Raw genomic sequence first — 23,485 nt, forward strand, 5'->3', positions numbered from 1 at the left:
CACCGGGTGAATCGCGGCGACCGTCTTCGGTCAGGTGACGATGTGGTCTTCGTGATCTAAGTGAGACCCATGAAGCTACCGTTCGATCGCCTGATGCCGGGCAAGCGCTGGACGCCGGCACGCTACCGCGCCCTGCTGCGCGCCCGAGGGCCCCGTTCGGTGCAGTTTCGGACGCGCGTGGCGATCCTGACCGGTGCGATCCTGATCGGCATCGTCGCCACGGCGTTCGCGCAGGCCGCGGACTGGGCTGCGGGCGTGTTCAACCATTATGCGCAGAACCGGCACTGGTGGCCGTTGATCACGACGCCGCTGATGTTCATGGGTCTGGTCTGGCTGACGCGTAGATATGCACCCTTCGCGCGCGGATCCGGCATACCGCAGGTGATCGCATCCCAAGCCGAGCCAAACGACGCGACCAAGACGCTGATTTCACCGCGCACCGTCGCGGCGAAGGCCGCACTGACGATCGGCGCCGTGCTCGGCGGCGCATCGGTGGGGCGCGAAGGGCCGACCGTCCAGATCGCTGCCGCGGTGATGGGCCTTACCCATCGCTTCGTCCGAGTGCCGCTGAGGGGCGGGGTGCTGATCGCCGGCGGCGCGGCAGGCGTCGCCGCCGCGTTCAACACGCCGCTCGCGGGCCTGATGTTCGCGATCGAGGAACTGGCATCGGCGTACGAACAGCGCGTGACGTTGCTCGTGCTCGCGGCGATCGTGATTGCCGGGATGGTCGCGCAGTCGGTCCAGGGCGATTATATCTACTTCGGTGTCATCGGCGCGCACATGCCGCTCCTGTCCGCGTTGCTGGTAGCGCCCGTTGCCGGGATCGCGGGCGGGATGGCGGGCGGCCTGTTCTCCCGTACGCTGCTCGCGATGGCGCTTGGACGGAACGTCGTGACGGCGTGGACGCGCGCTAACCCGGTGAAATTCGCGGGCTTATGCGGCTGCGTGGTGGCGTTGCTCGGCGTGTTCACCGGGCTGACCTGGGGTACGGGCTATTCCGCGGCGCGCGCGATGATCGTCGGGGTCGATGCGCCGTTATGGTTCGGTCCGGCCAAGTTCCTCGCCACTGCGACGACCGCGATCGCAGGGCTGCCCGGGGGCATATTCGCGCCGTCGCTCGCGGTCGGCGCCGGGGTCGGCAATTTGTTGCGTGAAGTCTTTCCCGGCGAACCCGCGAGCGCGATCGTGATCCTCGGGATGGTTGCATATTTCGCCGGCGTTGTCCGCGCGCCGTTGACCGCGGTGATCATCCTGTCGGAAACGACCGCGAGCCGGGGCCTGATGCTGCCGATGTTCGCAACGGCCTTCATCGCCGATGCGGCCAGCCAGTGGATCTGTCGCGAAAAGCTGTACCACGGGTTGTCGCAGACATTTGCCATGCCCGCCGCAGCCAAGGCCTGAGACCGGTATCGATCCGCGCGGGCGGGCGCTTGCTAGAAGGGCTGGCGCATCCTACCCGGAAGCGACGGACCTCGCACCCGACCGAGCGATGTCAGCCGAACACCGGCAGCGCTCGTCGTTGCGCGATGGCTCGTCGCGATAGCGGTTCCGGTCGGGCTTTGGAGATAAGTTCATGATCTTGCGCAGCGACGAGATACTGGATGTCGACGTGCCCGGCAGCGGCCCGATGCGAATGCACCTGTTTCGGCCCGCGATCGAGGGGCGCTTTCCCGGTGTGCTGCTGTTTTCCGAGATCTACCAGGTCACGGCGCCAATCCGGCGGCTCGCCGCGATGATCGCGGGAAACGGGTATGTCGTCGCCGTACCCGAAGTGTATCACGAGTATGAACCGGCAGGCACGGCCCTGGCCTATGATCCCGCCGGTACGGACCGCGGCAACGCGCTGAAGATCACCAAGCCGGTTGCAGCCTTCGACGCCGACGCGGAGGCTGGCCTCACTGCGCTGCTGGCACACCCGGCGTGCAACGGCCGCCTGGGGACGTTCGGCGTATGCCTCGGCGGTCATCTCGCCTACCGCGCGGCGCTCGATCCGCGTGTCTCCGCTGCCGCTTGCTTCTATCCGACCGACATTCATTCGGGGATGCTGGGCGAGGGGCGCTCGGACGACAGCCTGGCACGGATGGCCGAATTGACTGCGGCCGGGATGTTCGTGTGGGGACGGCAGGACCCGCATGTTCCCTATGCCGGGCGGGAAGTGATCCGGGCACGTTTGGAAGAGGTCGGCGCGGCGTACGAATGGCATGAGGTGAATGCGCAGCATGCGTTCCTGAGAGACGAAGGCCCGCGCTACGATCCCGCACTGTTCCTCCAGGCAATGGCGCTGACGCTGGACTTCTACCGTCGCACGCTCGCCTGATTGACGCCTGCGCTCGTGGGTTCGTCGGCGTCACGAGGCGGCTTGGACATGATCGATCCGCTGCTCGAGACGGGCGCGGACATCGACTTGTATGACGACCGCGGCTTCACGCCGCTGATTCTCGCGGCGTATAACGGGCAGGCGGCGACCGTCGACGCGCTGATCGCCACGGGCGCGAACGCATGCCGCCCGGATCGCGACCAAGGCGATAGCGCGCTGATGATAGTCTCGCTCTTCAACCGCGTGCGCCAGGTCGACACTGCTGGCCGCGGGTGCCGATCGCGCGATCCAGGATGGCGCGGGTCGGGCAACGGGTGAAGCGCTAGCTGAGAGACCTGCCACCACTCGCGTTTCTTTCGCCGGCGTGCAACACGACCTGTTCATGTTTTTCCGCATAGCATGGGGAAAATACGCGAGGACGATCGATGCGCGCACCTTTGTTTTCCCGCCTGCTCCTTTCCTGTATCGCCGCAAGCGTCCTCGTCCCGGCACCGGCCGCGGCCAGTTCGCCGGAACTCGTCGGGCTCGAACATGCGTTGGCCTTGCTGGTCGCGCAACGCCCCGGCGACTACGGCATTGCAGCCCTCGACCTGCGCGACGGCTCGACCGTTTCCATCAACGGCGACACCCCGTTTCCGATGGCGAGCACGGTCAAGCTCGCGATCGCCGCGGCGTATCTCGCCCAAGTCGATGAGGGCCGACGCAGCCTCGGCGACATGATCGCCGGCCGGCCTGCCGCGAAGGTCATGGAACTGATGATCATTCGCAGCGACAACCAGGCGACCGACCAGCTGCTCGCCGCTCTGGGCGGCCCGTTCGCCATCCAGCAATGGCTGTCGTCACACAAGATAGCGGGTATCCGGATGGACCGGACCATCGCCCAGCTGCTGCGGGAGCGCGGCCATCTCGCCGACATCAAGGATGTCGCTACGCCGGTTGCGATGGTCACGCTGTTGGAAAAGCTCGACAACGGTACCGTTCTGACGGCGCAGAGTCGCGCGTTCCTGTTCGAACTGATGAGCCGATGCGCGACGGGCACGCGCCGTATCCGCGCGCTGCTCCCCGCCGGGACGCGGGTCGAGGACAAGACCGGTACGCTCGACGGCATCACCAACGATGTCGGGTTCATCACCATGCCCGACGGTCGCCGCGTCGCCGTCGCGGTGTTCGCGCGAGGGGGACGCGATCGCCAGCCCGTCATCGCCGAGGTCGCACGCGTGATCTACGACCGCTTTGCCGACAGCGTCCGCAACGCGCTCGCAGTCTTCATGCAAATGCGCTGATCCGATCGGACGCCAATCGACGGCGTTCGAGGGCTACCAGATCCCCTCCGCGATGCGGCGCTGGCGTTCGGATTCCACGGCGCTCGTGCTCGGCTGAGGATGGCCGACGGTGGGAACCGGCCCCGCGGGTACCCAGCGCGTGACGATCACGCCTTTGGTGCCGACCTGATGGTCGAGCAGGCGCAGCGCACCCGGCGGCGTGCCGGTTCCGAACAGCCGCTTGCCGGTCCCAAGCAGGACGGGAAAGGTCATGAGCACCAGCTCGTCGATCAGCCCGGCGGCGAGCAGTGGCGGATAGAGCGTGGACGATCCCTGGATCAGCAGGTCGGGACCGTCGCTTTCCTTCAACGTCTCAACCGCGCCGATATCGCCAAGACGATGGCTGTTGTCCCAGTCTAGCGACTGATCGCCACGCGTCACGACATGCTTGTCGGCCCGGGTCAGCGCCTCGGCCATGCCGGCCATCTCGCCCCCGACGAAGGGCCAATAGGCCGCAAAGATGTCGTAGGTCCGCCGGCCGAGGAGCAGCGCATACGGCGCGCCGAACAGCGAACCCAGTACCGGGTCGATCACGTCGTCGCCGATGCCGAACACCCAGCCGCCCTGGCCGAAGCCACCGGTCGTGTCCTCGGTCGGGCCCCCAGGGGCCTGCATCACGCCATCGAGCGATACGAACGCCGCGCCGGTCAGCTTGCGCATCGACGATCTCCTTTCGAGGAATGCCGGGTCGATCCCCAGTCTCGGCTGGAACGCGTCGAACAGCAAGCACCCCGGCGCTGATTTCGCCGGACAATTCCTGCATACCGCCGAGCCGGGCAATCCACCGCTGCCAGCCACCCTGGTCGTATCGATCGCGCGCAGTGTCGCATGGGCGTGCGGTCGACTGACGGCCTTGCGCGACCGAGACGGGAAACGGCGTGTGCCGGGCGATTTGCGGAAAGGTGGTCGCGAACGACTATGCCGGGTTCGAACGGCGTGCCACACTCGATGCCTGATCCGCACAAGCGGACGTGAAGGAGACGGGATGCGGATTCGGTGGGAAGCGCTCGCGCTGGTGTCGCTGGCTGGCTGTACGGTATCGCAGGACAAGACGGCAACGCCGGCGGCAAGCGGGGTCGGCAAGATCGACGGTGCGTACCTGACGACCGGCGGCACCGGTAGCGACTGGGCGGCGACCGGTTATAATTATCAGGAGCAACGCTTCAGCCCGCTGACGCAGATCAACGCATCGAACGTCGGCAAGCTTGGCCTCGCCTGGTCCGCCGACCTGCCCGACGCACGGGGACAGGAGGCGACGCCGATCATCATCGATGGCAAGCTGTTCGTGACCGGGCCGTGGTCGAAGGTGTTCGCGTACGATGCGGTCACGGGGAAGCCGCTGTGGACCTACGATCCCGGCATCGACAAGGCGAAGGGCGTCGACGCGTGCTGTGACGTGGTCAATCGCGGTGTCGCGGCGTGGAAGGGCAAGCTGTATCTCGGCACGCTCGACGGCCGGCTGATCGCGCTCGACGCCGACACCGGCAAGCCCGCCTGGTCGGTCCAGACCACAGATAACGCCAAACCGTACACGATCACGGGCGCGCCGCGCGTCGTGAAGGACATGGTGCTGATCGGCAATGGTGGCGCGGAGTTCGGCGTGCGCGGGTATGTCACGGCGTACGATGCCGCGACCGGTGCCAAGAAATGGCGGTTCTACACCGTCCCGAACCCGACCGGCGCAGCGGATGGCGAGGCGTCCGACGCGGTGCTGAAGGCCAAGGCGGGGTCGACCTGGTCCGCAGGCGGGCAATGGAAGCAGTCGGGCGGCGGCGGCACGGTATGGGACGCGATCGTCTACGATGCCGAACTCGACCAGCTCTACATTGGTGTCGGCAATGGCAATCCGTGGAACCACGGCCTGCGCAGCGAGGGCAAGGGCGACAACCTGTTCCTGTCCTCGGTCGTCGCGCTCAAGCCGGAAACCGGCGCGTATCTCTGGCATTACCAGGAGACGCCGGCGGAAAGCTGGGACTTCACCGCGACTCAGCCGATCATCCTCGCGACGATTCCGATCGGGGGCACGCCGCGCAAGGTCCTGATGCAGGCGCCTAAGAACGGCTTCTTCTTCGTCGTCGACCGCACCAACGGCAAGCCGATCGCCGCGAACAAGTTCATCAAGTCGGTCAACTGGGCGGATCGCTATGGGCCGGATGGGCGTCCCGTGGAGACTGCGGAGGCCCGCTATTACCGGACGCAGAAACCGTTCGTCGGCGTGCCGTCCGCGCTCGCCGCGCATAACTGGCAGCCGATGAGCTTCAGTCCGAAGACCGGGCTCGTCTACATCCCGGCGCAGGAGGTCGGGCTGGCGTATATCCCGCCGCTGACGCCGCAGGACGCCGCGCGCCAGCCGCTGGGCTTCAACGTCGGGCTGAATTTTTCCGAGGGCATGTTGCCGCATGATCCGAACATCGTCGCGGGTGCTACCAAAGCGACCGTCGGCGCGCTGGTGGCGTTCGATCCGGTCGCGGGCAAGGAACGCTGGCGAGTCGATTATCCGGTGCCGTGGAATGGCGGCACGATGGCGACCGCAGGCAATCTGGTATTCCAAGGCACCGCGCTCGGCGAGTTCCGCGCCTATGCCGCCGACAGTGGCAGGCAAGTGTTCGCCTATCCGGTGCAGTCGGGGATCATGGCGGGCGCGAGCAGCTTTGCGGTGAACGGCGTGCAATATGTCGCGGTGACCACGGGGCGGGGTGGCTCGTTCCCGCTGGCGGCGGGCTATGCGGGTGGCGCCGCGCGGACGGTGCCGAACATCCCGCGGGTGCTGGTGTTCAAGCTGGGCGGCACTGCCCGACTGCCGGCGTTGCCTGCCACCGTTCCGGCGGACTTCGCCCCGCCGGCGCCGACCGGAACGCCGCAACAGATCGCCGAGGGCAAGGCGCTGTTCGGGCGCAACTGCCAGGTCTGTCACGGCGCCAACGCGGCCGGCGGCGGCGTGACGCCCGACCTGCAACGCTCGGCCACGCTGGCGAATGCGGAGGCGTGGAAGGCGGTCCTGATCGACGGCGTGCTGAAGGATCAGGGCATGGTCAGCTTCGCCCGCGTCATGACGCCGCAACAGGCGCAGTCGGTCCGTTATTACGTGATCGGCGAAGCGAACTGGGCGAAGGCCAATCTTCCTGCCGAGGCGAGGAAGTGACCGGCGGGCCGCTGGCGGGCGTTCGGGTCGTCGAGTTCGATGCGATCGGCCCGGTGCCGCTGGCGGCGATGATCCTCGGCGATTTCGGATGCGAGATCGTGCGGATATCGCGGGCGGGGCGGCCGCCCAGTCCTAGCGCCGACGGCCCGATCCTGGGCCGCGGGCGTCGTAACATCGCGCTCGACCTGAAAAGCGCGGCGGATCGCGACACCGCGCTGGCGATCGTCGCACGCGCGGACGTTGTGCTGGAGGGGAACCGACCCGGCGTGATGGAGCGGCTCGGGCTCGGTCCCGACGCCTGTCTCGCTGCCAATCCGAAGCTCGTCTACGGCCGGATGACCGGATGGGGGCAGACCGGGCCACTCGCGCAGATCGCCGGCCACGACATCAACTACATCGCGCTCACCGGCGCGCTACACGCGATCGGCGGCGCTGACCGTCCGGTGCCGCCGCTCAACCTCGTGGGCGATTATGGCGGCGGCACGATGCTGCTCGCGCTTGGCGTCGTCTCGGCGCTGGTATCGGCGCGAACGACGGGGACGGGGCAGGTGGTCGACGCGGCGATGACCGATGGCAGCGCGCTGTTGATGACCATGTTCTATGCGATGCATGCCGCCGGCCATTGGCGCGATAGGCGCGAGGCCAATCTGCTCGACGGCGGCGCACCCTTCTATCGAACCTATGCGTGTGCGGATGGTGGCCATGTCGCGGTCGGTGCGATCGAACCGGCATTCTTCGCCGCGCTGCTCGCCGGACTGGCGCTGGATGCCGCCGGGATCGACCAGTCCGACCGCGCCGCCTGGCCCGCGCTGGCCAACCGCTTCGCCAGCCGGTTCGCGGAACGATCACGTGACGATTGGGCGGAAGTGTTCGCCGGTACGGATGCCTGCGTGACGCCGGTCCTGTCGCTGTCCGAAGCGCCCGACCATGCCCACAACCGCGCGCGTGCCACCTTCGCCGCGCCCACCGGGCCTATGCAGCCGATGCCGGCGCCGCGCTTCTCCAAGACTCCGGCCACGACTGTGCCGCCCGAAAGCACCGATAGTGCGGCGATCTTGCACGCATGGGGGATCAGATAACCCGGAGCGTATCCGGATCGCATGCCTCACGACTGCGTGCCGGAGCCATCGCCACGGAACGATGGTTGGCAGGGCTCTTTGACGACAACCTGATCGCGCTCGTCTCCCCCCGATCGCCCGTAGCGCGTAAGACTTCGACAGGACGTTCTCCGCTGCGTCCTGGCGCCCAAACGCGGCGTTCGTCCCGCTCAACGCCGGCGGCGCAAGGCCTCGACGAGAAGCGCGAACGCGGCGGATGGCTGTCGGCGACTGGGATAATAGAGATGATATCCAGCAAACGGTGGGCACCAGTCCTCCAGCACGCGAACCAGCCGGCCGTTCGCGATATGCTCGGCGACCGTATTTTCCATGACGAAGCCGAGACCGACACCGCGTACCGCCGCCTGAACGATCGTGGCGGTGTTGTTGCACGACATCTGGCCGTCGACGCGGACGCGGATCTCGCGGTCGCCCTGCTCCAGTTCCCAGGCATACAGGCCGCCGGCGGACCGAAGCCGCAGGTTGATGCAATTGTGCTGCGCGAGATCCTGTGGCGTCAGGCACGCCGCATGCTGTTCGAAATAATCGGGCGAACCGACCACCGCCATTCGCAAATCAGGGCTGATCCGTACCGCGATCATGTCCTTGGCAAGCGCTTCGCCGAGCCGCACGCCGGCATCGAACTGCTCCGTGACGATATCGGTCAGCCCGGAATCGATGCTGAGTTCGACCTGGATATCGGGGAACGCCGCCAGGAACGGCGCCAGTGCCGGCAGCAACACGGTTTCGGCGGCATGTTCGGACGTCGTCAGCCGGATCAGGCCACGTGGTTTGTCGCGCAGGTCGCCGAGCGAGGCGATCTCGGTATCGATCATCGCGAGCGCCGGCGTCAATGTCGCCAGCAGCCGTTCCCCTGCGACGGTCGGCGCGACGCTTCGGGTGGTCCGGGTCAGCAGGCGGACACCCAGCCTGGTTTCGAGCCGACGAACCGTATGGCTCAGCGCGGACTGCGACGTGCCGAGCTTGGCGGCTGCACGGGTGAAACTGCGCTCCGCCGCCACCGCCATGAAGGCGTTGAGATCGACAAGGTCATCGCGCGTCATTCATGAATGGTAACGATAGGTCCATGCAACATCCAGCATCTAATCGAATGGGTGGGGCGCGGCCATATCGGCACGATCAAACGGAGAGTGGACGATGGATATCACCCGCAACGGATCGCAGCCTTCTGGCAAAGGTCCGGACGAGTATTTTACCGGCACGGTGCGTACCGATGCGCCGTTCAAGGGCAGCGGCGCGCTGAGCGGCGCAACCGTGACGTTCGAACCCGGCGCGCGGACCGCATGGCATACCCACCCGCTGGGCCAGACGATCATCGTCACCTTCGGTCTCGGTCGCGTCCAGCGAGAGGGCGGTCCGGTCGAGGACATCCGGGCGGGCGATATCGTCTATTTCGCACCGGGCGAGAAGCACTGGCACGGCGCTGCGCCCGACAACGCCATGAGCCATATCGCGATCGCGGAAATGCAGGACGGCAAGGCTGTCGACTGGCTCGAGAAGGTTTCGGACGCCGACTATCGGGGGAGTGAAGCGTAATGGCTGGCGAACAGACCGCTGCGCAGAAGGCGTATGGCGATATCGCGCCCGACTTCGCCGACCTGTCCGACCGTGTCCTCTTCGGTGAGGTGTGGGAACGGCCGGGCCTGTCGAAACGCGACCGAAGCCTCGTCACGGTGACGGCGCTGGTCGCGGGCTATCGTCACAACGAACTGCCCGGCCATGTCGCCCGCGCGCTCGCAAACGGCGTTACGCGGGAGGAGCTGGTCGAAACCGTGATGCACCTCGCTTTCTATTCGGGCTGGCCGACCGCGAACACGGCGATCGGCGTGCTGCGGCAGGCGTTTGCCGACGCGGATGCCTGATCCGCGAAACGTCTTTGTGCGTTGCAGCCTGCGCAAACCGAAGGACCGCCCATGAAGCCACACGTGATCTGCCTGATGATGTCGTCGATCGACGGCGGTCTCCACCCAAGCCGCTACACGCCGAGCCCCGACGGGACGCGCAAGGAATGGAGCGGCGTCTACGAGCGGCTGCACACCGAGATCGCCGGCGACGCGTGGCTTGTCGGCCGGGTGACGATGGCCGAGATGTCGAAAGCGGTCGCGCACCGGCCCGCGCTATCGGCGCCGGTCACCCGGCCGGTCCACATCGCCGCTGACCCTGGGAGTCGCTATGCCGTCGCCGTCGATGGTTCGGGAAAGCTGCACTTCGACAAGGGCGACATCGACGGCGATCGCGTCATCGTGCTGCTCGGCAGCGATGTCGAGGACGCGCATCTGGCCGAACTCGCCAGCGACGGCGTCTCCTATATCGTCGCCGGCGGTGCCGATATCGATCTCGCCGCGGCACTCGACACGCTGGCTTCGCATTTTGGGGTTCGCACGCTGCTCGTCGAGGGCGGTGCCGGAATCAACGGATCGATGCTCGCGGCGGGTCTCGTCGACGAACTGTTAGTGCTCGTCGCGCCCGCTCTCGACGGCAGCGAAGGTGGCCAGCGGATCGTCTCGCACGGGGCGGAAGGCTTCGGCAGCGCGGTGGCACTTACCTTTCGCGGCGCAACCCCGCTCGAGCACGGTGTCGTGCTCCTGACCTATGACGTTCGACCGGGCTCGTAATACGGCGTGCACCCGGCACGTCGGGAACCTGCTGGATAAATCAGGCCGACATCAGCATTCGATATCCGGCGACCTTCACGCGATCGTGATGGAAACGGATCTGGTTGGCCACCACGAAACATCGGTGTCGAAATCGGAGGCAAAACGCTGGATGCTGCGAGGGCAACTTGCCGCGCGGGCCCGGCTGAATATCGCCGTTTCCCGCCAATGGTGACCCCTACGGGAGGGGTCTATGGGTAGTAAAATCGGCGGAAAACCGTCGTTTTTGTACCCATGCCGAATGGTCTCTGTACCCATCTTTTGTACCCACCGGGGGGAAATTCCGCCGATGTTCGCGACCTCCCTTGAGGACAGATCCTCATCTGCGTCAACCGACTTCGACGTGCGAACACCATGGAGCGACTTCCAAGTCTGCTCCTGGCGAAACCGGGCGTTATTGTGAGGACGGCGGTGCGGAACGGAGTCGAAACGCAAGATGGACCGCCCTCAGCGCAGAGCCCACACGCGGTAACAGCCGCGCTAGTGGATCGACACTGTTACCGATCACCTTGACCAAGTGGTTCACCGGAAGGGAGCGAGCCGAAACTTGCAAGCCGGTCTCGGATCAAGGCTTCGGCTTCGAGCATTATGCGGTCGATCAGCCGCTTTACGCTTGGAATGTCGTCGATCAGACCAGCAACCATCCCGCAGCTCCAGGCTCCCGCTGATAAATCTCCGTCGACCATCACGCGGGGGTAGACGCCCATGACCTCGTCCCGGATGTCGTCGATGGTGAGTGCGACACCCTTGGTACGCTCGATTTCGACGATGCGGTCCACGCCCGCGTTCGCCAATACCCGTTCGGTGTTGCGCAGCGAACGCATGATCAGGCGAGTGTCGAGTTCTGTGGCGTCGAGAAGCGCCTGTTTCACGTTTTGGTGAACAGGGGCATCTTGCGTCGCGATGAATCGGGTGCCCATATTGATGCCGTCGGCGCCGAGCGCCAGTGCTGCAACGAGGCTCCGAGCGTCCGCCATTCCCCCTGACGCAAGGAAGGGAATAGAAAGCTGGTTGGCCGCAAGCGGCAACAGGATGAAATTTGGAACATCGTCCTCGCCGGGGTGTCCGCCGCATTCGAATCCATCGATACTCACCGCATCGCATCCGATATTTTGCGCCTTGAGCGCATGGCGGATCGACGTGCATTTGTGCACGACCTTGATTCCTGCCGCTTTCAAGGCCTGCATATGCTCGGCCGGATTGCGACCTGCGGTCTCGACGACCCGCACGCCGCCTTCGGCAATCGCAGCGATATACTCGGCATAGGGGGGATCCGAGAATGTCGGAAGAAAGGTGAGGTTCACGGCAAACGGCTGGTCGGTCAACGTCTTGCATCGCGCGATCTCGGACGCCAGGCGCTCCGGAGTTTTTTGCGTCAATCCCGTGATCGTCCCAAGTCCGCCTGCGTTCGAGACTGCAGCGGCGAGTTCCGCCAGTCCGACGAAGTGCATCCCGCCCTGCATGATGGGGGTCTTGATCCCGAGCAGTTCCGTGATTCTGGTCCGCATCGTGTTCGTTCCTCGAGGGTGATGCCTTTGGTCAGGCTCCACGCATGCTCCAATCTCTAGTGCCCGACTCCGCGAAGTTCGACGCTGGCGAGAGCGTAGTCGGGAAAGATCGCGGCTACGATCGGGTGGAAGGCGCTGAATGGTGCATCCACCATCGTAATGGCACTGTCCCCGTCGTGTAAGAATACCGGTCTAGGCGGTCCAACATAGCTTCTGGAGCGTGTGTTGAGCTGGCTGCGTGACATCGATCGCTGGTTTATCGCTGAGGTGCTGCCGCACGCGGCAGCCTATCGGGCAAAGGCGGCGTATCTGTGCGGTCGCGACAATGCCGAGGATCTGGTTCAGGACGCCTATGCGCGCGTCCTGAAGGCGCCGGATCATCGTGCTATCGTGACGCCGCGGGGCTTCGTCATGACGATCGTGCATAATCTTGCGCTCGAGCGGCTGCGCCGGGCGAACGTCGTGCGGATCGATCTGCTGGCGTCGCTGGATATGCTGGAGGTCGCAGACCCGGCGCCGGATGCGTTTGCAATCGCCTCCGGTCGATCCGAGCTGCAAAGCCTGCTCGATCTGATCGACGCGCTGCCGCCGCAATGCTCGCGCGTCCTCCACATGCGCAAGGTCCAGGGCATTCCGCCGGCGCAGATTGCCGAAACGCTTTCCCTATCGGTCTCGACCGTGGAAAAGCATATCGCTAAGGGGCTGGCGCTCATCACGAAAGCCAGGCGCGAGAGCGAGGCCCAGGTGGAGGAAGCGTGTCCGGCCCTGTCGATATCCCGCAACGTCATGTCGACCTGACCGAGCAGGCTGCCGGATGGCTGGCCGCGCTCGACGCGGGATCGGCGGATGTCGCGGCCTTCGAGGCTTGGCGCAACGCCGACATCCGCCATGCGGTGGCGTTTGCCGAGGTGGCCGGTACGTGGCGCGATCTCGACGGCGTGCGAGGCGTGCGCGGCGAGATGCAGCCTGCGCACGCCTGGCCGGATACCGTCGAGCAGCCGAACCGGCGCCGGGTCCTCCGCGCCGCCGGCTCGGTCTTCGCCGTCGCGGTGGTCGGCGGCAGTGTCGCCTACCGTGCCGCGGCGCGCGACATGGCGGAGACGCGGGTCGGCCAGCGGATGGCGGTCGCGGTGACGCCCGGCATCACGCTCGACCTCAATACCGACAGTCGCGTCCATTGGCGCGAAGGCACCCCCGCGCGGCTCTGGCTCGATCGCGGGGAGATCGCGGTTCGGCTGGCGGCGGACAATCGCCTGCACTTGCTGACGCCGGGGGGGGCAGTTCCGGCTCGATCCGGGGGCGTACAACGTCCGGCTGCGCGGCGCGGGATGTGAACTGGCGGTGCTAGCGGGCGGGGTTTCGGATGGCTCGGCCAAGCGCATCGGCGTGGGCGACGTCGCGCTGATCACCGCGGGACAGGTTAGTATCCAGGCGCGCGATGATCTCGCCACCGTCACCGCATGGCGGCGCGACACGCTGGTGCTCGAGGGCGAGAGTCTCGACTATGCGGTGGCCGAGATGAACCGGTATCTGCCGGACAAGATCGTGATCGGCGACCCTGCGCTGTCGCGCCTCCGCCTGGGCGGGAGCTTCGCGACCACCAGGCCCGTAGAATTCCTGCGCGCGCTGCACAGTTCGTTCGGCATCCGCGCGACCGCCGGCCCGTCCGGGGGGATCGTCCTGACCCGCGCGTAGATTTTATTTTCGGGCGCGATGGCGGTTTGTCCGCGCTCATCCATCCCTGCTTCGACACACGGTTCGATGCGGGGATTACATGTTCAAGTTTCTGACGACGACGGCCATCGTTGCGGTGGGGGTGGCGGCGATACCCGTTGCCGCTATCGCACAGGCGCAGGCACCACGCGTCGCGTTCGATATCAAGGCATCCGACACCGCTACCGCGCTCAACCAGTTCGCGCGTCAGGCCGGCCGGCATGTCAGCTTTCCGTACGACGCCGTCGCCCATCGCCGGGCAGCCGGGCTGCGCGGTCGGTTCACGCGCGGCGAGGCGCTGCGCCGTCTGATCGCCGGACAGGGGCTGACGATCGCCGAGGAAACCGCCTCGCTGATTGCGCTGAAGGCTACCCCTGTCGAACCGCCCCAGACCGCGATCGAAACCGCCGCGACCGAAACCGCTGCCACCGAAGCCGCCGCAGGGCAGGATATCGTCGTGCTCGGCCAGGGTCAGTCCCGCCAGGTCCAGACGGTGTCCGCCAAGGCGATGGCGAAACTGACCGGCGGCTCGTCGCCGCTGCGCTCACTCGGCCGGTTGCCCGGCGTGAATTTCGATTCCTCCGACGCGCACGGGACGTATGAGGCCGCGACGCAGATCTCGATCCGCGGCTTCCTCACCGACCAGATGGGCTTCACGCTCGACGGCGTGCCGCTCGGCAACATGCAGTACCGCAACAACAACGGCCTTTCGATCAACCGGGCGCTGCTCAGCGAGAACAACGGCGCCGCGACGCTGTCGCAGGGCAGCGGCGCGCTCGGCACCGCATCGACCAGCAACATCGGCGGCACCGTCGACTTCACCTCGATCGACCCCACCGACAAACTCGGCATCGATGTCGAGCAGAGCTATGGCAGCGCCAATTCGTAGCGCTCCTTTGCTCGCGTGAACAGCGGCGACCTGCCGTGGGGCGGACGGCTGGCGGTGTCCTATGCGCATGACCGGCAGGGCAAGTGGCGCGGCTGGGGCAAGCAGGTGCAGGATCAGGTCAATGCGAAATATGTCCAGCCCCTGGGCGATGCGGTCAAGTCGACGACGTTCCTGAACCTGATCGATCGGCGCGAAGACGATTACGGCGACGTCTCGCTCGCGCGCCTCAAGGCTTATGGCTACAAGTTCGACAATATCCGCGATTTCGCGGTGGCCGAGCAACTCGCCACGATCGTCCAGAATGGCGGCACGCCACCGGCGCCGTTCGTGTCGGCGGACGACGCGATCTATCAGGGCGGCGGCGTACGGCGCGATCTGCTGGCATACGAGAAGCTGGACTATGCGATCGGCCCGCGGCTGTCGGGTTTCACCACCGGCTACATCCATCTCGACAAGGGCATCGGCACGTATGCGAGCCCGTACAGCGCGACGCCCGCGGCGTTTGGCGGCTCGCCCGTGTCGGTGTCGGCGCTGCGCTACGCCATCAACCGCAAGGGCGTGATCTCGCGCCTGAAGTTCGACACCGGCGATCACAAGATCGAAGGGGGTATCTGGTACGAGCGCAATGCCTTCGATCAGGGTTCGTATCTCTACGGCCTGCAGAAGGGCGTCGCGCCGAGCGAATTCCAGAAATTCTACACCAACCCGTTCAAGACCAATTTCTACAACGAGTACGTGACGAACACCGTCCAGCTCGACATCAGCGACACGTGGCAGGCGACCAGCGCACTGCGGTTGAACGCGGGCGTCAAGGGCGTGGTCTCGACCAACCGCGCGCACAGCGTCGTCAGCACCAAGCCGATCGACGGTTCGATCCAGGCGAAGAACTGGTTCCTGCCCACCGTCGGGGCGCTTTATACGCTGGACGAAAACAACGAGGTGTTCGCCGATTACACGCGCAACATGGCAGCGTTTGTCGCGTCGACCTCGAGCGGCCCGTTCTCGAGCAGCTCGCAGGCAGGGTTCGATTTTATCCGCAGCGGCCTGAAGCCCGAGATGACCAACACGTTCGAGGGCGGCTACCGCTTCCACGATCGCGATCTGCAGATGTCGTTGACCGGCTATTACGTGAAGTTCTCCAACCGTCTGCTCGCCTCGTCGATCAGCGCGACGCTCGTCGGCAACCAGAACGTGTTGCAGAACGTCGGCAGCGTCTCGTCGCGCGGCGTCGAGGCGGCGGCCAACTGGAAGTTCGCGCCCGGCTGGTCGCTCTACGGCAGCTATGCCTATAACGACGCGACCTATGACGACGATGTCCAGCCGCTCGGCGGCGCGGTCGTCGCCACCAAGGGCAAGCAGGTCGTCGCGTCGCCCAGGAACGTCGGCAGTGCGGAACTCAATTACGACGACGGCACGGTGTGGGGCGGGGTCAATGCACATTACCGCAGCGCACGCTATTACAGCTATCTCAACGATGCGAAGCTGCCCGGCGCGGTCAACGTCAACCTGTCGGCCGGCTATCGGTTCAGCCGTATGTTCGATGTCCAGTTCAACCTGGTGAACGTGTTCGACAAGAAATACATCGCCTCGACCGGCACCGCCGGGTTCGTCACCTCCGATCCGAACGGCACCTATACGACGCTGCAAACCGCCGCGCCGCGCCAGGTATTCGGCACCGTTCGGGTCCACTTCTGATCTTCGCCGCGCATCGCGAACGCCCCCTCTGCCTCCTGTCGACAGGTGCCTCATGGAACGCCGCAATATCCTGAAGCTCGCGCTCGGCGCGCCGCTTGTCCCGTTGGCAGCGCGCGCCGGGGGACTCAAGCCCGCCCGCGACAGCTTCAGCTTCGCGTTCGTGGGCGATTGCCACATCCGGCCGGAACTGGGCGCGGATCGTGCCTGCGCGCAGTGCTTCGAACAGATCTCCGCATCGCCGGTCGATTTCGTGATCCAGGGCGGCGATCATGTCGAGGATGCGCTCGAAACGGGGCGGGCGCGCGCGACGCTGCTGATGGATCTCTATCAGCGCATCGAACGCGCACATCTGCGCAAACCGATCCATCACGTCATCGGCAATCACGACTGTCTCGGCGTGTTCCCCAAGAGCGGCATCGATCCATCCGCCCCCGATTACGGCAAGCAATTCTACATCGATCGTTTCGGACCGCGCTATTACGCCTTCGATCACAAGGGCGTACATTTCGTCGTGCTGGATTCGATCGGCATGACCGCGGACCGGAATTACGAAGGCCGCGTCGACGCTGACCAACTGGGATGGCTGCGCGCCGATCTGGCTGCCCGGCCCAAGGGTATGCGGATCGTCGTGGTGACACACATCCCGCTCGTCACCGCGATGCGGTGTTACGAGCCCGAATCCTGGCTCGATACCCCCCACAACTGGACCTTCGTCGTCAACGGTCGGGAGGTGCTGCGCATCCTGCGCGACTATGATGTGCTGGCGGTGCTTCAGGCGCACAGCCACGTCTACGAGCGGATCGAGCTCAATGGGATATCGTTCATCACGACCGGCGCCGTCGCCGGTGCCGACTGGCACGGATCGTTCCTCGGCACGCCCGAGGGCTACACCGACATTACGATTTCAGGGCGCACGGTGGAGAGCCGGTACAGGACCTATGGCTTTACCAGCGTCGATCAGCGGAACGTGCCAATCTGAGCACACCGCGTGAAGGGCTGTATGGGCTGTCCAAACCGTACCTCTCCGCCCGTGCACCGGCCCGAAATCTTCGAGCCGCGTGACCGCGACGATGCGCAGAGGTTTTCACAACTGCCTGAGGGTGCGACCGAGCCTGTGGGAAATGCACAGTGATTTTGCGCTGTCGTTTACCATCGTATGTCCTCCGTCTACGAGCAGCGGCTGCCGGCTGTCCGTTTCGGGTCACGGTGAGACGGTCTGACGATATGTGGTATCGGGACCCAAGAGCTTGAGCACTCGAGAGTTTATACATTGCCCGGTCGCCATGGGCGTGGAGAAGGATCCAATTTTTGCGCAACCTGGACTTCACCTCCTGGCAGAGCCTTCTGGCGACGCTGTTTGGCCTTGCCTTGGTCACGCTGCTCGGTGTCGGTATTCGCCTGCTGACGCAAATGACGTTCCAGCAGCGCCGCGAGCGAATGAATCGGCAGATCAACGAGCGTCTGCGCACCTTGATCGCGGCCTACAAGGTCTTGGGTGGATCGTTCACAGGCGACCTCACCGTCGATCCGGCCCACAAACGAGACCTCAGAAGCTCCGAACTCCACGCACCTGCCGAGCCGATGGCCCAACTCGACCTCAGCGCCGAGACCGCTTCGAAGTCCGACCGGACGCGAAGGATCCGGGACGCCGTGGAAGCCGCGCTTTCCGACATCATTCTTCTTGGTACCGAAGAGCATGTCAGGCTCGCCGACAAGGCAGTTCGGGAACTGGTCGCCGGGCATCCGGTGCACACGCATGATCTCGTCGTGTCGCTCCGCAACTTCGTTCGCGAGGCCCTCGACCTCGATCCCATACCCGAAGACCTCAGGATACCAATGCAGGGCCCGACACGGCCGGCGTCATCGGGAGGAGGGGCTAAAAACGCTGGCGGAAGAAACGAAGGCGCGAAAACTGGTGGTGGTGGTGGCGGCGGGATGGGCGCGGGAGGATCGGGTGATGCGCATATTGGAGGTCTGGAAACGTCCCATGCGGACCTGCATCATCAGGCTGACCCAATCCTACTATCAGGCTATGCCCAGTAGAGTCGCATCGGATTGTCGATCAACAGCTTGTGTTGGAGCGCGGGGGTCGTCGCGATGCGCGGTATGACGTCCACCAGTGCACCATCGTCAGGGGCGTGCGTGGTCATGTTGGGGTGCGGCCAGTCGGTGCCCCACAGGACGCGATCGGGGAAGCGCTCGACCAGCGTCCGCGCGAAGGGCACGACGTCGTCATAGCCAGGCGGACCGACCTTCGACAGGCGTTCGGGGCAACTCACCTTGGTCCAGACATTCTCATGCTTGTCCATCAGGCGAATAAATCGCCCGAACTCGGGGCCGTCGACGGGTTGCGTCACGTCCGGGCGCCCCATGTGATCGACGACGACGATCGTCGGCAACGACGTGAAGAAGTCCCAGCGCTCTTCGAGATCCGCGGCTTCGAAATAGATCACGACGTGCCAGCCGAGCGAAGCGATCCGGTCGATGATCGCGCGGTAATACGCGTCGGGCTTCGGATCGACGAGACGACGGACGAAATTGAACCGTACGCCGCGCACGCCGGCCGCGTGAAGGTCGAACAGTTCCGCATCGCTCACCGTATCGCGTACGGTCGCGACGCCGCGAGCGCGGTCGCCGGCGGTCCGTAGCGCATCGACCAGCGCGCGGTTGTCCGCCCCGTGACAGGTCGCCTGGACGATGACGTTGCGGGCGAAGCCGAGATGGTCTCGTAGCGCGAACAGCGCGTCCTTGCCGGCATCGCACGGCGTGTATTTCCGTTCCGGCGCGTAGGGGAACACATCACCTGGCCCGAACACGTGGCAATGCGCATCGACCGCCCCTGCAGGCACGGTAAAGGCGGGCTTGCTCGGGGCGGGGTGGTAGCAGATCCAGGCGGGATCCATCGTGAACTCAGGCATCACAGCCCCCGTGCGGCGAGCTGCGCGTCGAGGCGTGGGTAGACGCGGCGGGCATTGCCCTCGAATACCTTGCGTTTGTCGGCGTCGGAGATGTCCAGCGCGTCGACATAGCGCTTGGTATCGTCGAAATACTGGCCGGTCTCGGGATCGATGCCGCGCACCGCGCCGACCATCTCGGACCCGAACAGGATGTTGTCGACGTCGATCACCTTGAACAGGAGATCGATGCCCGGCTGGTGATAGACGCAGGTATCGAAGAACACGTTCTTCATGACGTGCTCGGCAAGGGGCGGGCGCTTCAGCATGTCGGCAAGCCCGCGATAGCGTCCCCAGTGATAGGGCACCGCGCCGCCGCCATGGGGAATGATGAAGCGCAGGTCCGGGAAATCCCGGAAGAGGTCACCTTCGAGGAACTGCATGAAGGCGATCGTATCGGCGGCGATGTAGTACGCGCCGGTCGCATGCATCGCCGGGTTGCAGCTGCCCGAGACGTGGACCATCGCAGGAACGTCGAGCTCGACCATCTTCTCGAAGAACGGATACCATGCGCGATCGGTCAGCGGCGGGGAATCGAACTTGCCGCCCGACGGGTCGGGGTTGAGGTTGCAACCGATGAAACCGAGGTCTGTTACGCACCGCTCGAGCTCGTCGATCGAATGTGCGATCGAGATGCCGGGGGATTGCGGCAACTGGCATACGCCGGCGAAGGTTTCGGGGTACAGGTCGATGACCCGCTTGATCAGGTCGTTCGAGCGCCGGGCCCAGATGTGCGCGACCGCCTCGCTCCCGACATGCGGCGCCATCGCCGAGGCGCGCGGTGAGAAGATCGTCATGTCCGCCCCGCGTTCGCGCAGCAGGCGCAGCTGGTTCGCCTCGATCGTCTCGCGGATCTCGTCGTCGGATATGGCGGGGTAGGCCGGGTCTATGTCGCCGCCCGTACCGATCGCCGCGACCTGCGCGTCGCGCCACGCATTGTGGCGGGCGGGAGCGGTTGTGTAGTGGCCGTGGCAGTCGATGATCATGGCTGCGTTCCCAGGATGGCGAGGGTTGGCGTCCGCCTTGTCGGCGACGTGATGCGGGGTATCTAAGCGCGCCAAGCCTGTCAGGCGTATCGAAACGGCTGTCCGTCCATTGCTTTTCCTGAAGTCCATTCGGCGCAGGTGGATCGGAAGATGCTCAGGAACTCATGCTGAAGTTGGGTCGGTCGCCAATCCTGGCGGGTCGTCATCCCGATCTGCCGGCGCAACGACGAGCCGGCTCCGGCGATCTCGCTTAGCAGTCCGGCGCGGTCCTCGAGCAGGAACTGATCGCGTGACATGAGCGTCAGCCAGTCGTCCTCGAGCATCAGCCCGCGCACCACCATCACCGACCCGCACTCGATCCGCGGGCGTGGCGGTTCGAGCGCCTGTTCCTGGAACATCTGTTCCCACCGGCGCCGTACGGGAGCGCCCGGTGCAGCGATAACCCAAGGAAAATCCAATAGACGTTGGAAAACGAAGCCCGGTTCGCCCAGCAGGGGGTGGCCCTTGCGTCCCACGATGACGGGGTCGTCGTCGAACAGGGGTTCCTGCACGACGTCGGCCACGGGCAGCGGATCGCGCATCGCCCCGACAACCACGTCGATGGCGCCTTCGCGCAGCGCCGAGAGCACCTCGATATAGGGTCCTTCGACGACATCGACGGAGGCCACCGGGTAGAGGCGAGCAAAGCGTGCGAGCGCCTGCGGGAGCAGGATCGCGCGCGCCAGGGGCATGACGCCGACCGTTATCCGCCCTGCGCCTTCCGAATGCAGCGCCGCGAGTTCGTCGAAGCCCGACTCCAGTTCCGCGTGTGCCAGTCGAGCAAATCTCAGCAGCCGTATCGCCGCCGCGGTCGGCTGGACGGTTCGTCCCTGCCGGGCCAGCAGAGCCACTTCGAGCAACTGTTCGAGATCGCGCGCCGCGCGGTGAACGGCGGGCTCCGATAATCCGGTATGCCTGGCGGCCAGCGCGAAGCTGCCTGCGTGGTCGACCGCCATCAGCGCGAGCAATTGGCCCAGCGTGATCCGCCGTTCGACGTTGGGCAAGGGCGGCAGGCGCGCCCCGCGCCGCACGCTCCGCCCGCCTTGCGCGACATACGCCAGCGCATGCTCAATCCGGCCGGTCATCAGGCGTCCGGCCTCGGTCACGACCACGCCTCCGGGTTGCCGGTCCAGCAGCCTGTGCCCAAGCACCGTCTCGACCTTGGCAACGGCCTGGGTGAGCGCAGGCTGCGACAGGTTCATCGCTTGCGAGGCCGCGCTGATGCTTCCCAGGCGTGCCGCGGTGGCGACCGCATCGAGATGGCGCAGGTTGAGGTCGCGAAGACTTGGCATGCTCAGACCTCAGCACAGCTTATGCCTTGTGCGCAAATCCGTTTTGCGTTTGGACCGTCGTCGGTTCCTAGGGAGGGTAACGAAAAAAGGATCGAGGATCAGAGATGCCCAGCGTCGTCACTCATATCGAACGTGCTGAACCGTCGGTCATCGACGGCCTCGCCAAGGTCGGCGTCGCCACGGTGCACGAGGCACAGGGCCGGATCGGCCTGCTCGGCAGCCGCCTTCGTCCGATCTATGCAGGCGCGCGGATCGCCGGGTCTGCGGTCACCGTCTCGGTTCCGCCAGGCGACAACTGGATGATGCACGTCGCCATTGAACAAGTGAAGGATGGCGACATCCTCGTGGTCGCGCCGACATCGCCCTGTGACGACGGTTATTTCGGCGACCTGCTCGCCACGTCGGCGATATCGCGGGGCTGCCGCGGGCTCATCATCGACGCCGGCGTTCGCGACGTCCGCGATCTCACCGAAATGCGTTTTCCGGTCTGGTCGAAGGCGATCTTCGCGCAGGGCACCGTCAAGGAGACGCTGGGTTCGGTCAATGTGACCTTGGTGTGTGCGGGCGAACGGATCGAGCCGGGCGACGTGATCGTGGCCGACGACGACGGCGTCTGCGTCGTGCGCCGCAAAGATGCGGCAGCGGTGCTTGCGGAGGCGCAGGCACGCGAGGCGCGCGAGACGGAAAAGCGCGATCGGATGGCCAGCGGCGAACTCGGGCTCGACATCTATGCGATGCGCGAGCGGCTTGCCGCCAAGGGGCTGAAATATGTCTGAGCACCCGAACGCCATCCGCGCGATGTGGATGCGTGGTGGCACATCAAAGGGCGGGTTCTTCCTCGCCGCCGACCTCCCCGCCGATCCGGCTGCGCGCGACGCGTTCCTGCTGCGCGCGTTCGGTTCGCCCGATCCGCGCCAGATCGACGGGATGGGCGGCGCCGATCCGCTGACGTCGAAGGTCGCGATCGTGTCGCGCTCGACCGAAGTCGGCGCCGATGTCGACTATCTGTTCCTCCAGGTGTTCGTCGACCAGGCGATCGTCAGCGACGCGCAGAATTGCGGGAACATGCTGGCCGGGGTCGGGCCGTTCGCGATCGAACGCGGTCTGGTCGAGGCAGGGGACGCAAAGACGAAGGTTTCGATCTTCATGGTCAACACCGGCAACCTCGCAACTGCGACGGTGCAGACCCCAGGCGGCGGCGTCACCTACGACGGCGATGCGCGGATCGACGGGGTTCCCGGCACGGCCGCACCTGTCCCGCTCGCCTTCGCCGATATCGCCGGCTCGAGCTGCGGGGCGTTGCTGCCGACGGGCAACGCAGCCGATGTCGTCGATGGCGTCAACGTGACGCTGATCGACAATGGCATGCCCTGCGTCGTGCTGCGCGCGGCCGATGTCGGCATCACCGGCTACGAGGACCGTGCAACGCTCGATGCTGACGAGACGTTGAAGGCCAGGATCGAGGCGATCCGGCTCAAGGCCGGTCCGTTGATGAACCTGGGCGACGTAACTGATCAATCGGTGCCCAAACTGATGCTGGTCGCCGCGCCCCGTAATGGCGGCGCGATCAGCGTGCGTTCGTTCATTCCGCATCGCTGCCACGCCTCGATCGGCGTGCTGGGCGCGGTCAGCGTCGCTACCGCCTGTCTGATCGACGGATCGCCTGCGCATGGCGTCGCGGTCGTGCCGGACGGGCAATCGAAATCGCTCGACGTCGAGCATCCCAGCGGTGCGACCGGCTGCGTGATCGATCTGGACGAGAACGGCAACGTCGTCGGTGCGGCCATGCTTCGGACCGCGCGAAAGCTGTTCGACGGAAATCTATTCGGCTGAGAACGCCGGCACGTCACAACGAA

At 65.4% G+C, this 23,485-nt stretch carries 25 protein-coding genes; 19 read left to right on the forward strand and 6 right to left on the reverse strand.

The genetic code is table 11. The features are described from left to right. The first annotated feature begins 69 nt into the window (after window positions 1-69). The 4 genes from BM244_RS17195 (at window position 70) to BM244_RS17210 (ending at window position 3,600) form a co-directional block, all read left to right on the forward strand. Entirely contained in the window at window positions 70-1,401 is a 1,332-nt protein-coding gene (locus tag BM244_RS17195; protein ID WP_093400158.1) for a chloride channel protein, read from the forward strand. A 172-nt stretch (window positions 1,402-1,573) separates the two neighbouring features. Then, complete coding sequence (locus tag BM244_RS17200; RefSeq protein WP_093400159.1) at window positions 1,574-2,317, forward strand: dienelactone hydrolase family protein; 744 nt, start codon at window positions 1,574-1,576, stop codon at window positions 2,315-2,317. Window positions 2,318-2,365: 48 nt separating this feature from the next. Continuing rightward, window positions 2,366-2,635 carry an ankyrin repeat domain-containing protein gene (locus BM244_RS17205; protein WP_254784521.1) on the forward strand — a complete coding sequence of 90 codons (270 nt, stop codon included), beginning with the start codon at window positions 2,366-2,368 and terminating at the stop codon, window positions 2,633-2,635. A gap of 107 nt (window positions 2,636-2,742) precedes the next feature. Beyond that, complete coding sequence (locus tag BM244_RS17210; RefSeq protein ID WP_093400160.1) at window positions 2,743-3,600, forward strand: serine hydrolase; 858 nt, start codon at window positions 2,743-2,745, stop codon at window positions 3,598-3,600. A 33-nt stretch (window positions 3,601-3,633) separates the two neighbouring features. Here BM244_RS17210 and BM244_RS17215 read toward each other — a convergent pair whose 3' ends face one another. Then, the gene (locus tag BM244_RS17215) at window positions 3,634-4,299 is read right to left on the reverse strand and encodes a dihydrofolate reductase family protein (RefSeq protein WP_093400380.1); all 666 of its coding nucleotides are present in this window, start codon (window positions 4,297-4,299) and stop codon (window positions 3,634-3,636) included. Between the two features lie 325 nt (window positions 4,300-4,624). Between BM244_RS17215 and BM244_RS17220 the strand changes: the two genes are divergently transcribed. Together BM244_RS17220 and BM244_RS17225 are read left to right on the forward strand one after the other, a co-directional pair. Then, window positions 4,625-6,781, forward strand: a complete 2,157-nt coding sequence (locus tag BM244_RS17220; RefSeq protein ID WP_093400161.1) for a PQQ-dependent dehydrogenase, methanol/ethanol family — start codon at window positions 4,625-4,627, stop codon at window positions 6,779-6,781. Continuing rightward, entirely contained in the window at window positions 6,778-7,860 is a 1,083-nt protein-coding gene (locus BM244_RS17225) for a CaiB/BaiF CoA transferase family protein (protein ID WP_093400162.1), read from the forward strand. Before BM244_RS17220 ends, BM244_RS17225 begins: the two co-directional genes overlap by 4 nt. Before the next feature lie 188 nt (window positions 7,861-8,048). On the opposite strand, the gene BM244_RS17230 is transcribed toward BM244_RS17225, so the two are convergent. Beyond that, window positions 8,049-8,942, reverse strand: a complete 894-nt coding sequence (locus BM244_RS17230) for a LysR family transcriptional regulator (protein ID WP_093400163.1) — start codon at window positions 8,940-8,942, stop codon at window positions 8,049-8,051. 94 nt (window positions 8,943-9,036) lie between these two features. Between BM244_RS17230 and BM244_RS17235 the strand changes: the two genes are divergently transcribed. Genes BM244_RS17235 through BM244_RS22750 form a run of 4 tightly spaced genes read left to right on the forward strand, consistent with a single transcriptional unit; the run spans window position 9,037 to window position 10,728 of the window. Continuing rightward, the gene (locus BM244_RS17235; protein WP_093400164.1) at window positions 9,037-9,435 is read left to right on the forward strand and encodes a (R)-mandelonitrile lyase; all 399 of its coding nucleotides are present in this window, start codon (window positions 9,037-9,039) and stop codon (window positions 9,433-9,435) included. Beyond that, window positions 9,435-9,761: a carboxymuconolactone decarboxylase family protein gene (locus tag BM244_RS17240; protein WP_093400165.1), complete on the forward strand. Its 327-nt coding sequence runs from the start codon at window positions 9,435-9,437 to the stop codon at window positions 9,759-9,761. Before BM244_RS17235 ends, BM244_RS17240 begins: the two co-directional genes overlap by 1 nt. A gap of 51 nt (window positions 9,762-9,812) precedes the next feature. Beyond that, window positions 9,813-10,514, forward strand: coding sequence for a RibD family protein (locus tag BM244_RS17245; RefSeq protein WP_093400166.1), 702 nt, complete (start codon window positions 9,813-9,815; stop codon window positions 10,512-10,514). Beyond that, window positions 10,492-10,728, forward strand: a complete 237-nt coding sequence (locus BM244_RS22750; RefSeq protein WP_139226962.1) for a hypothetical protein — start codon at window positions 10,492-10,494, stop codon at window positions 10,726-10,728. Before BM244_RS17245 ends, BM244_RS22750 begins: the two co-directional genes overlap by 23 nt. 322 nt (window positions 10,729-11,050) lie before the next feature. Here the strand turns inward: BM244_RS22750 and BM244_RS17250 are convergent, their stop codons facing one another. After that, window positions 11,051-12,061, reverse strand: a complete 1,011-nt coding sequence (locus BM244_RS17250) for an NAD(P)H-dependent flavin oxidoreductase (protein ID WP_093400167.1) — start codon at window positions 12,059-12,061, stop codon at window positions 11,051-11,053. Between the two features lie 225 nt (window positions 12,062-12,286). Here BM244_RS17250 and BM244_RS17255 point away from each other — a divergent pair, with 225 nt between their 5' ends. The 7 genes from BM244_RS17255 (at window position 12,287) to BM244_RS17280 (ending at window position 18,401) form a co-directional block, all read left to right on the forward strand. After that, entirely contained in the window at window positions 12,287-12,859 is a 573-nt protein-coding gene (locus BM244_RS17255) for an RNA polymerase sigma factor (protein ID WP_093400168.1), read from the forward strand. Beyond that, window positions 12,817-13,395 (forward strand): FecR family protein, encoded by a 579-nt coding sequence (locus BM244_RS17260; protein ID WP_093400169.1) that lies wholly within the window; start codon window positions 12,817-12,819, stop codon window positions 13,393-13,395. The genes BM244_RS17255 and BM244_RS17260 overlap by 43 nt, the downstream gene beginning before the upstream one ends. 7 nt (window positions 13,396-13,402) lie before the next feature. Continuing rightward, window positions 13,403-13,756 (forward strand): FecR family protein, encoded by a 354-nt coding sequence (locus BM244_RS17265; RefSeq protein ID WP_093400170.1) that lies wholly within the window; start codon window positions 13,403-13,405, stop codon window positions 13,754-13,756. Between the two features lie 79 nt (window positions 13,757-13,835). Next, complete coding sequence (locus BM244_RS23390; protein ID WP_217649151.1) at window positions 13,836-14,663, forward strand: TonB-dependent receptor plug domain-containing protein; 828 nt, start codon at window positions 13,836-13,838, stop codon at window positions 14,661-14,663. Window positions 14,664-14,678: 15 nt separating this feature from the next. Further along, complete coding sequence (locus tag BM244_RS17270) at window positions 14,679-16,358, forward strand: TonB-dependent receptor (protein ID WP_217649152.1); 1,680 nt, start codon at window positions 14,679-14,681, stop codon at window positions 16,356-16,358. A gap of 52 nt (window positions 16,359-16,410) precedes the next feature. Further along, window positions 16,411-17,337: a metallophosphoesterase family protein gene (locus BM244_RS17275; RefSeq protein WP_093400171.1), complete on the forward strand. Its 927-nt coding sequence runs from the start codon at window positions 16,411-16,413 to the stop codon at window positions 17,335-17,337. Window positions 17,338-17,666: 329 nt separating this feature from the next. Then, complete coding sequence (locus tag BM244_RS17280) at window positions 17,667-18,401, forward strand: hypothetical protein (RefSeq protein WP_217649153.1); 735 nt, start codon at window positions 17,667-17,669, stop codon at window positions 18,399-18,401. Here BM244_RS17280 and BM244_RS17285 read toward each other — a convergent pair. The 3 genes from BM244_RS17285 to BM244_RS17295 form a co-directional block, all read right to left on the reverse strand. Next, window positions 18,389-19,276: an amidohydrolase family protein gene (locus BM244_RS17285; RefSeq protein ID WP_093400172.1), complete on the reverse strand. Its 888-nt coding sequence runs from the start codon at window positions 19,274-19,276 to the stop codon at window positions 18,389-18,391. The genes BM244_RS17280 and BM244_RS17285 overlap by 13 nt on opposite strands. Further along, window positions 19,276-20,298, reverse strand: a complete 1,023-nt coding sequence (locus tag BM244_RS17290) for an amidohydrolase family protein (RefSeq protein WP_093400173.1) — start codon at window positions 20,296-20,298, stop codon at window positions 19,276-19,278. The genes BM244_RS17285 and BM244_RS17290 overlap by 1 nt, the downstream gene beginning before the upstream one ends. A gap of 80 nt (window positions 20,299-20,378) precedes the next feature. After that, on the reverse strand, window positions 20,379-21,629 hold the full coding sequence (locus BM244_RS17295; protein ID WP_093400174.1) for a LysR substrate-binding domain-containing protein: 1,251 nt from the start codon (window positions 21,627-21,629) through the stop codon (window positions 20,379-20,381). A 104-nt stretch (window positions 21,630-21,733) separates the two neighbouring features. Here BM244_RS17295 and BM244_RS17300 point away from each other — a divergent pair, with 104 nt between their 5' ends. Further along, window positions 21,734-22,405, forward strand: coding sequence for a 4-carboxy-4-hydroxy-2-oxoadipate aldolase/oxaloacetate decarboxylase (locus BM244_RS17300; RefSeq protein ID WP_093400175.1), 672 nt, complete (start codon window positions 21,734-21,736; stop codon window positions 22,403-22,405). Continuing rightward, window positions 22,398-23,462: a 4-oxalomesaconate tautomerase gene (locus BM244_RS17305; RefSeq protein WP_093400176.1), complete on the forward strand. Its 1,065-nt coding sequence runs from the start codon at window positions 22,398-22,400 to the stop codon at window positions 23,460-23,462. Before BM244_RS17300 ends, BM244_RS17305 begins: the two co-directional genes overlap by 8 nt. Window positions 23,463-23,485: the final 23 nt, after the last annotated feature.

Origin of the sequence: Sphingomonas sp. OK281 (genome assembly GCF_900115295.1) — a bacterium.
GTDB lineage: Bacteria > Pseudomonadota > Alphaproteobacteria > Sphingomonadales > Sphingomonadaceae > Sphingomonas.

What these genes read in the sequence shown, in the direction of transcription:
- BM244_RS17195 (WP_093400158.1), top strand. Translation starts at nt 70, where the DNA reads ATGAAGCTACCGTTCGATCGCCTGATGCCGGGCAAGCGCTGGACGCCG.
- BM244_RS17200 (WP_093400159.1), top strand. Translation starts at nt 1,574, where the DNA reads ATGATCTTGCGCAGCGACGAGATACTGGATGTCGACGTGCCCGGCAGC.
- BM244_RS17205 (WP_254784521.1), top strand. Translation starts at nt 2,366, where the DNA reads ATGATCGATCCGCTGCTCGAGACGGGCGCGGACATCGACTTGTATGAC.
- BM244_RS17210 (WP_093400160.1), top strand. Translation starts at nt 2,743, where the DNA reads ATGCGCGCACCTTTGTTTTCCCGCCTGCTCCTTTCCTGTATCGCCGCA.
- BM244_RS17215 (WP_093400380.1), bottom strand. Translation starts at nt 4,299, where the DNA reads ATGCGCAAGCTGACCGGCGCGGCGTTCGTATCGCTCGATGGCGTGATG.
- BM244_RS17220 (WP_093400161.1), top strand. Translation starts at nt 4,625, where the DNA reads ATGCGGATTCGGTGGGAAGCGCTCGCGCTGGTGTCGCTGGCTGGCTGT.
- BM244_RS17230 (WP_093400163.1), bottom strand. Translation starts at nt 8,942, where the DNA reads ATGACGCGCGATGACCTTGTCGATCTCAACGCCTTCATGGCGGTGGCG.
- BM244_RS17235 (WP_093400164.1), top strand. Translation starts at nt 9,037, where the DNA reads ATGGATATCACCCGCAACGGATCGCAGCCTTCTGGCAAAGGTCCGGAC.
- BM244_RS17240 (WP_093400165.1), top strand. Translation starts at nt 9,435, where the DNA reads ATGGCTGGCGAACAGACCGCTGCGCAGAAGGCGTATGGCGATATCGCG.
- BM244_RS17245 (WP_093400166.1), top strand. Translation starts at nt 9,813, where the DNA reads ATGAAGCCACACGTGATCTGCCTGATGATGTCGTCGATCGACGGCGGT.
- BM244_RS22750 (WP_139226962.1), top strand. Translation starts at nt 10,492, where the DNA reads ATGACGTTCGACCGGGCTCGTAATACGGCGTGCACCCGGCACGTCGGG.
- BM244_RS17250 (WP_093400167.1), bottom strand. Translation starts at nt 12,061, where the DNA reads ATGCGGACCAGAATCACGGAACTGCTCGGGATCAAGACCCCCATCATG.
- BM244_RS23390 (WP_217649151.1), top strand. Translation starts at nt 13,836, where the DNA reads ATGTTCAAGTTTCTGACGACGACGGCCATCGTTGCGGTGGGGGTGGCG.
- BM244_RS17275 (WP_093400171.1), top strand. Translation starts at nt 16,411, where the DNA reads ATGGAACGCCGCAATATCCTGAAGCTCGCGCTCGGCGCGCCGCTTGTC.
- BM244_RS17285 (WP_093400172.1), bottom strand. Translation starts at nt 19,276, where the DNA reads ATGCCTGAGTTCACGATGGATCCCGCCTGGATCTGCTACCACCCCGCC.
- BM244_RS17290 (WP_093400173.1), bottom strand. Translation starts at nt 20,298, where the DNA reads ATGATCATCGACTGCCACGGCCACTACACAACCGCTCCCGCCCGCCAC.
- BM244_RS17295 (WP_093400174.1), bottom strand. Translation starts at nt 21,629, where the DNA reads ATGCCAAGTCTTCGCGACCTCAACCTGCGCCATCTCGATGCGGTCGCC.
- BM244_RS17300 (WP_093400175.1), top strand. Translation starts at nt 21,734, where the DNA reads ATGCCCAGCGTCGTCACTCATATCGAACGTGCTGAACCGTCGGTCATC.
- BM244_RS17305 (WP_093400176.1), top strand. Translation starts at nt 22,398, where the DNA reads ATGTCTGAGCACCCGAACGCCATCCGCGCGATGTGGATGCGTGGTGGC.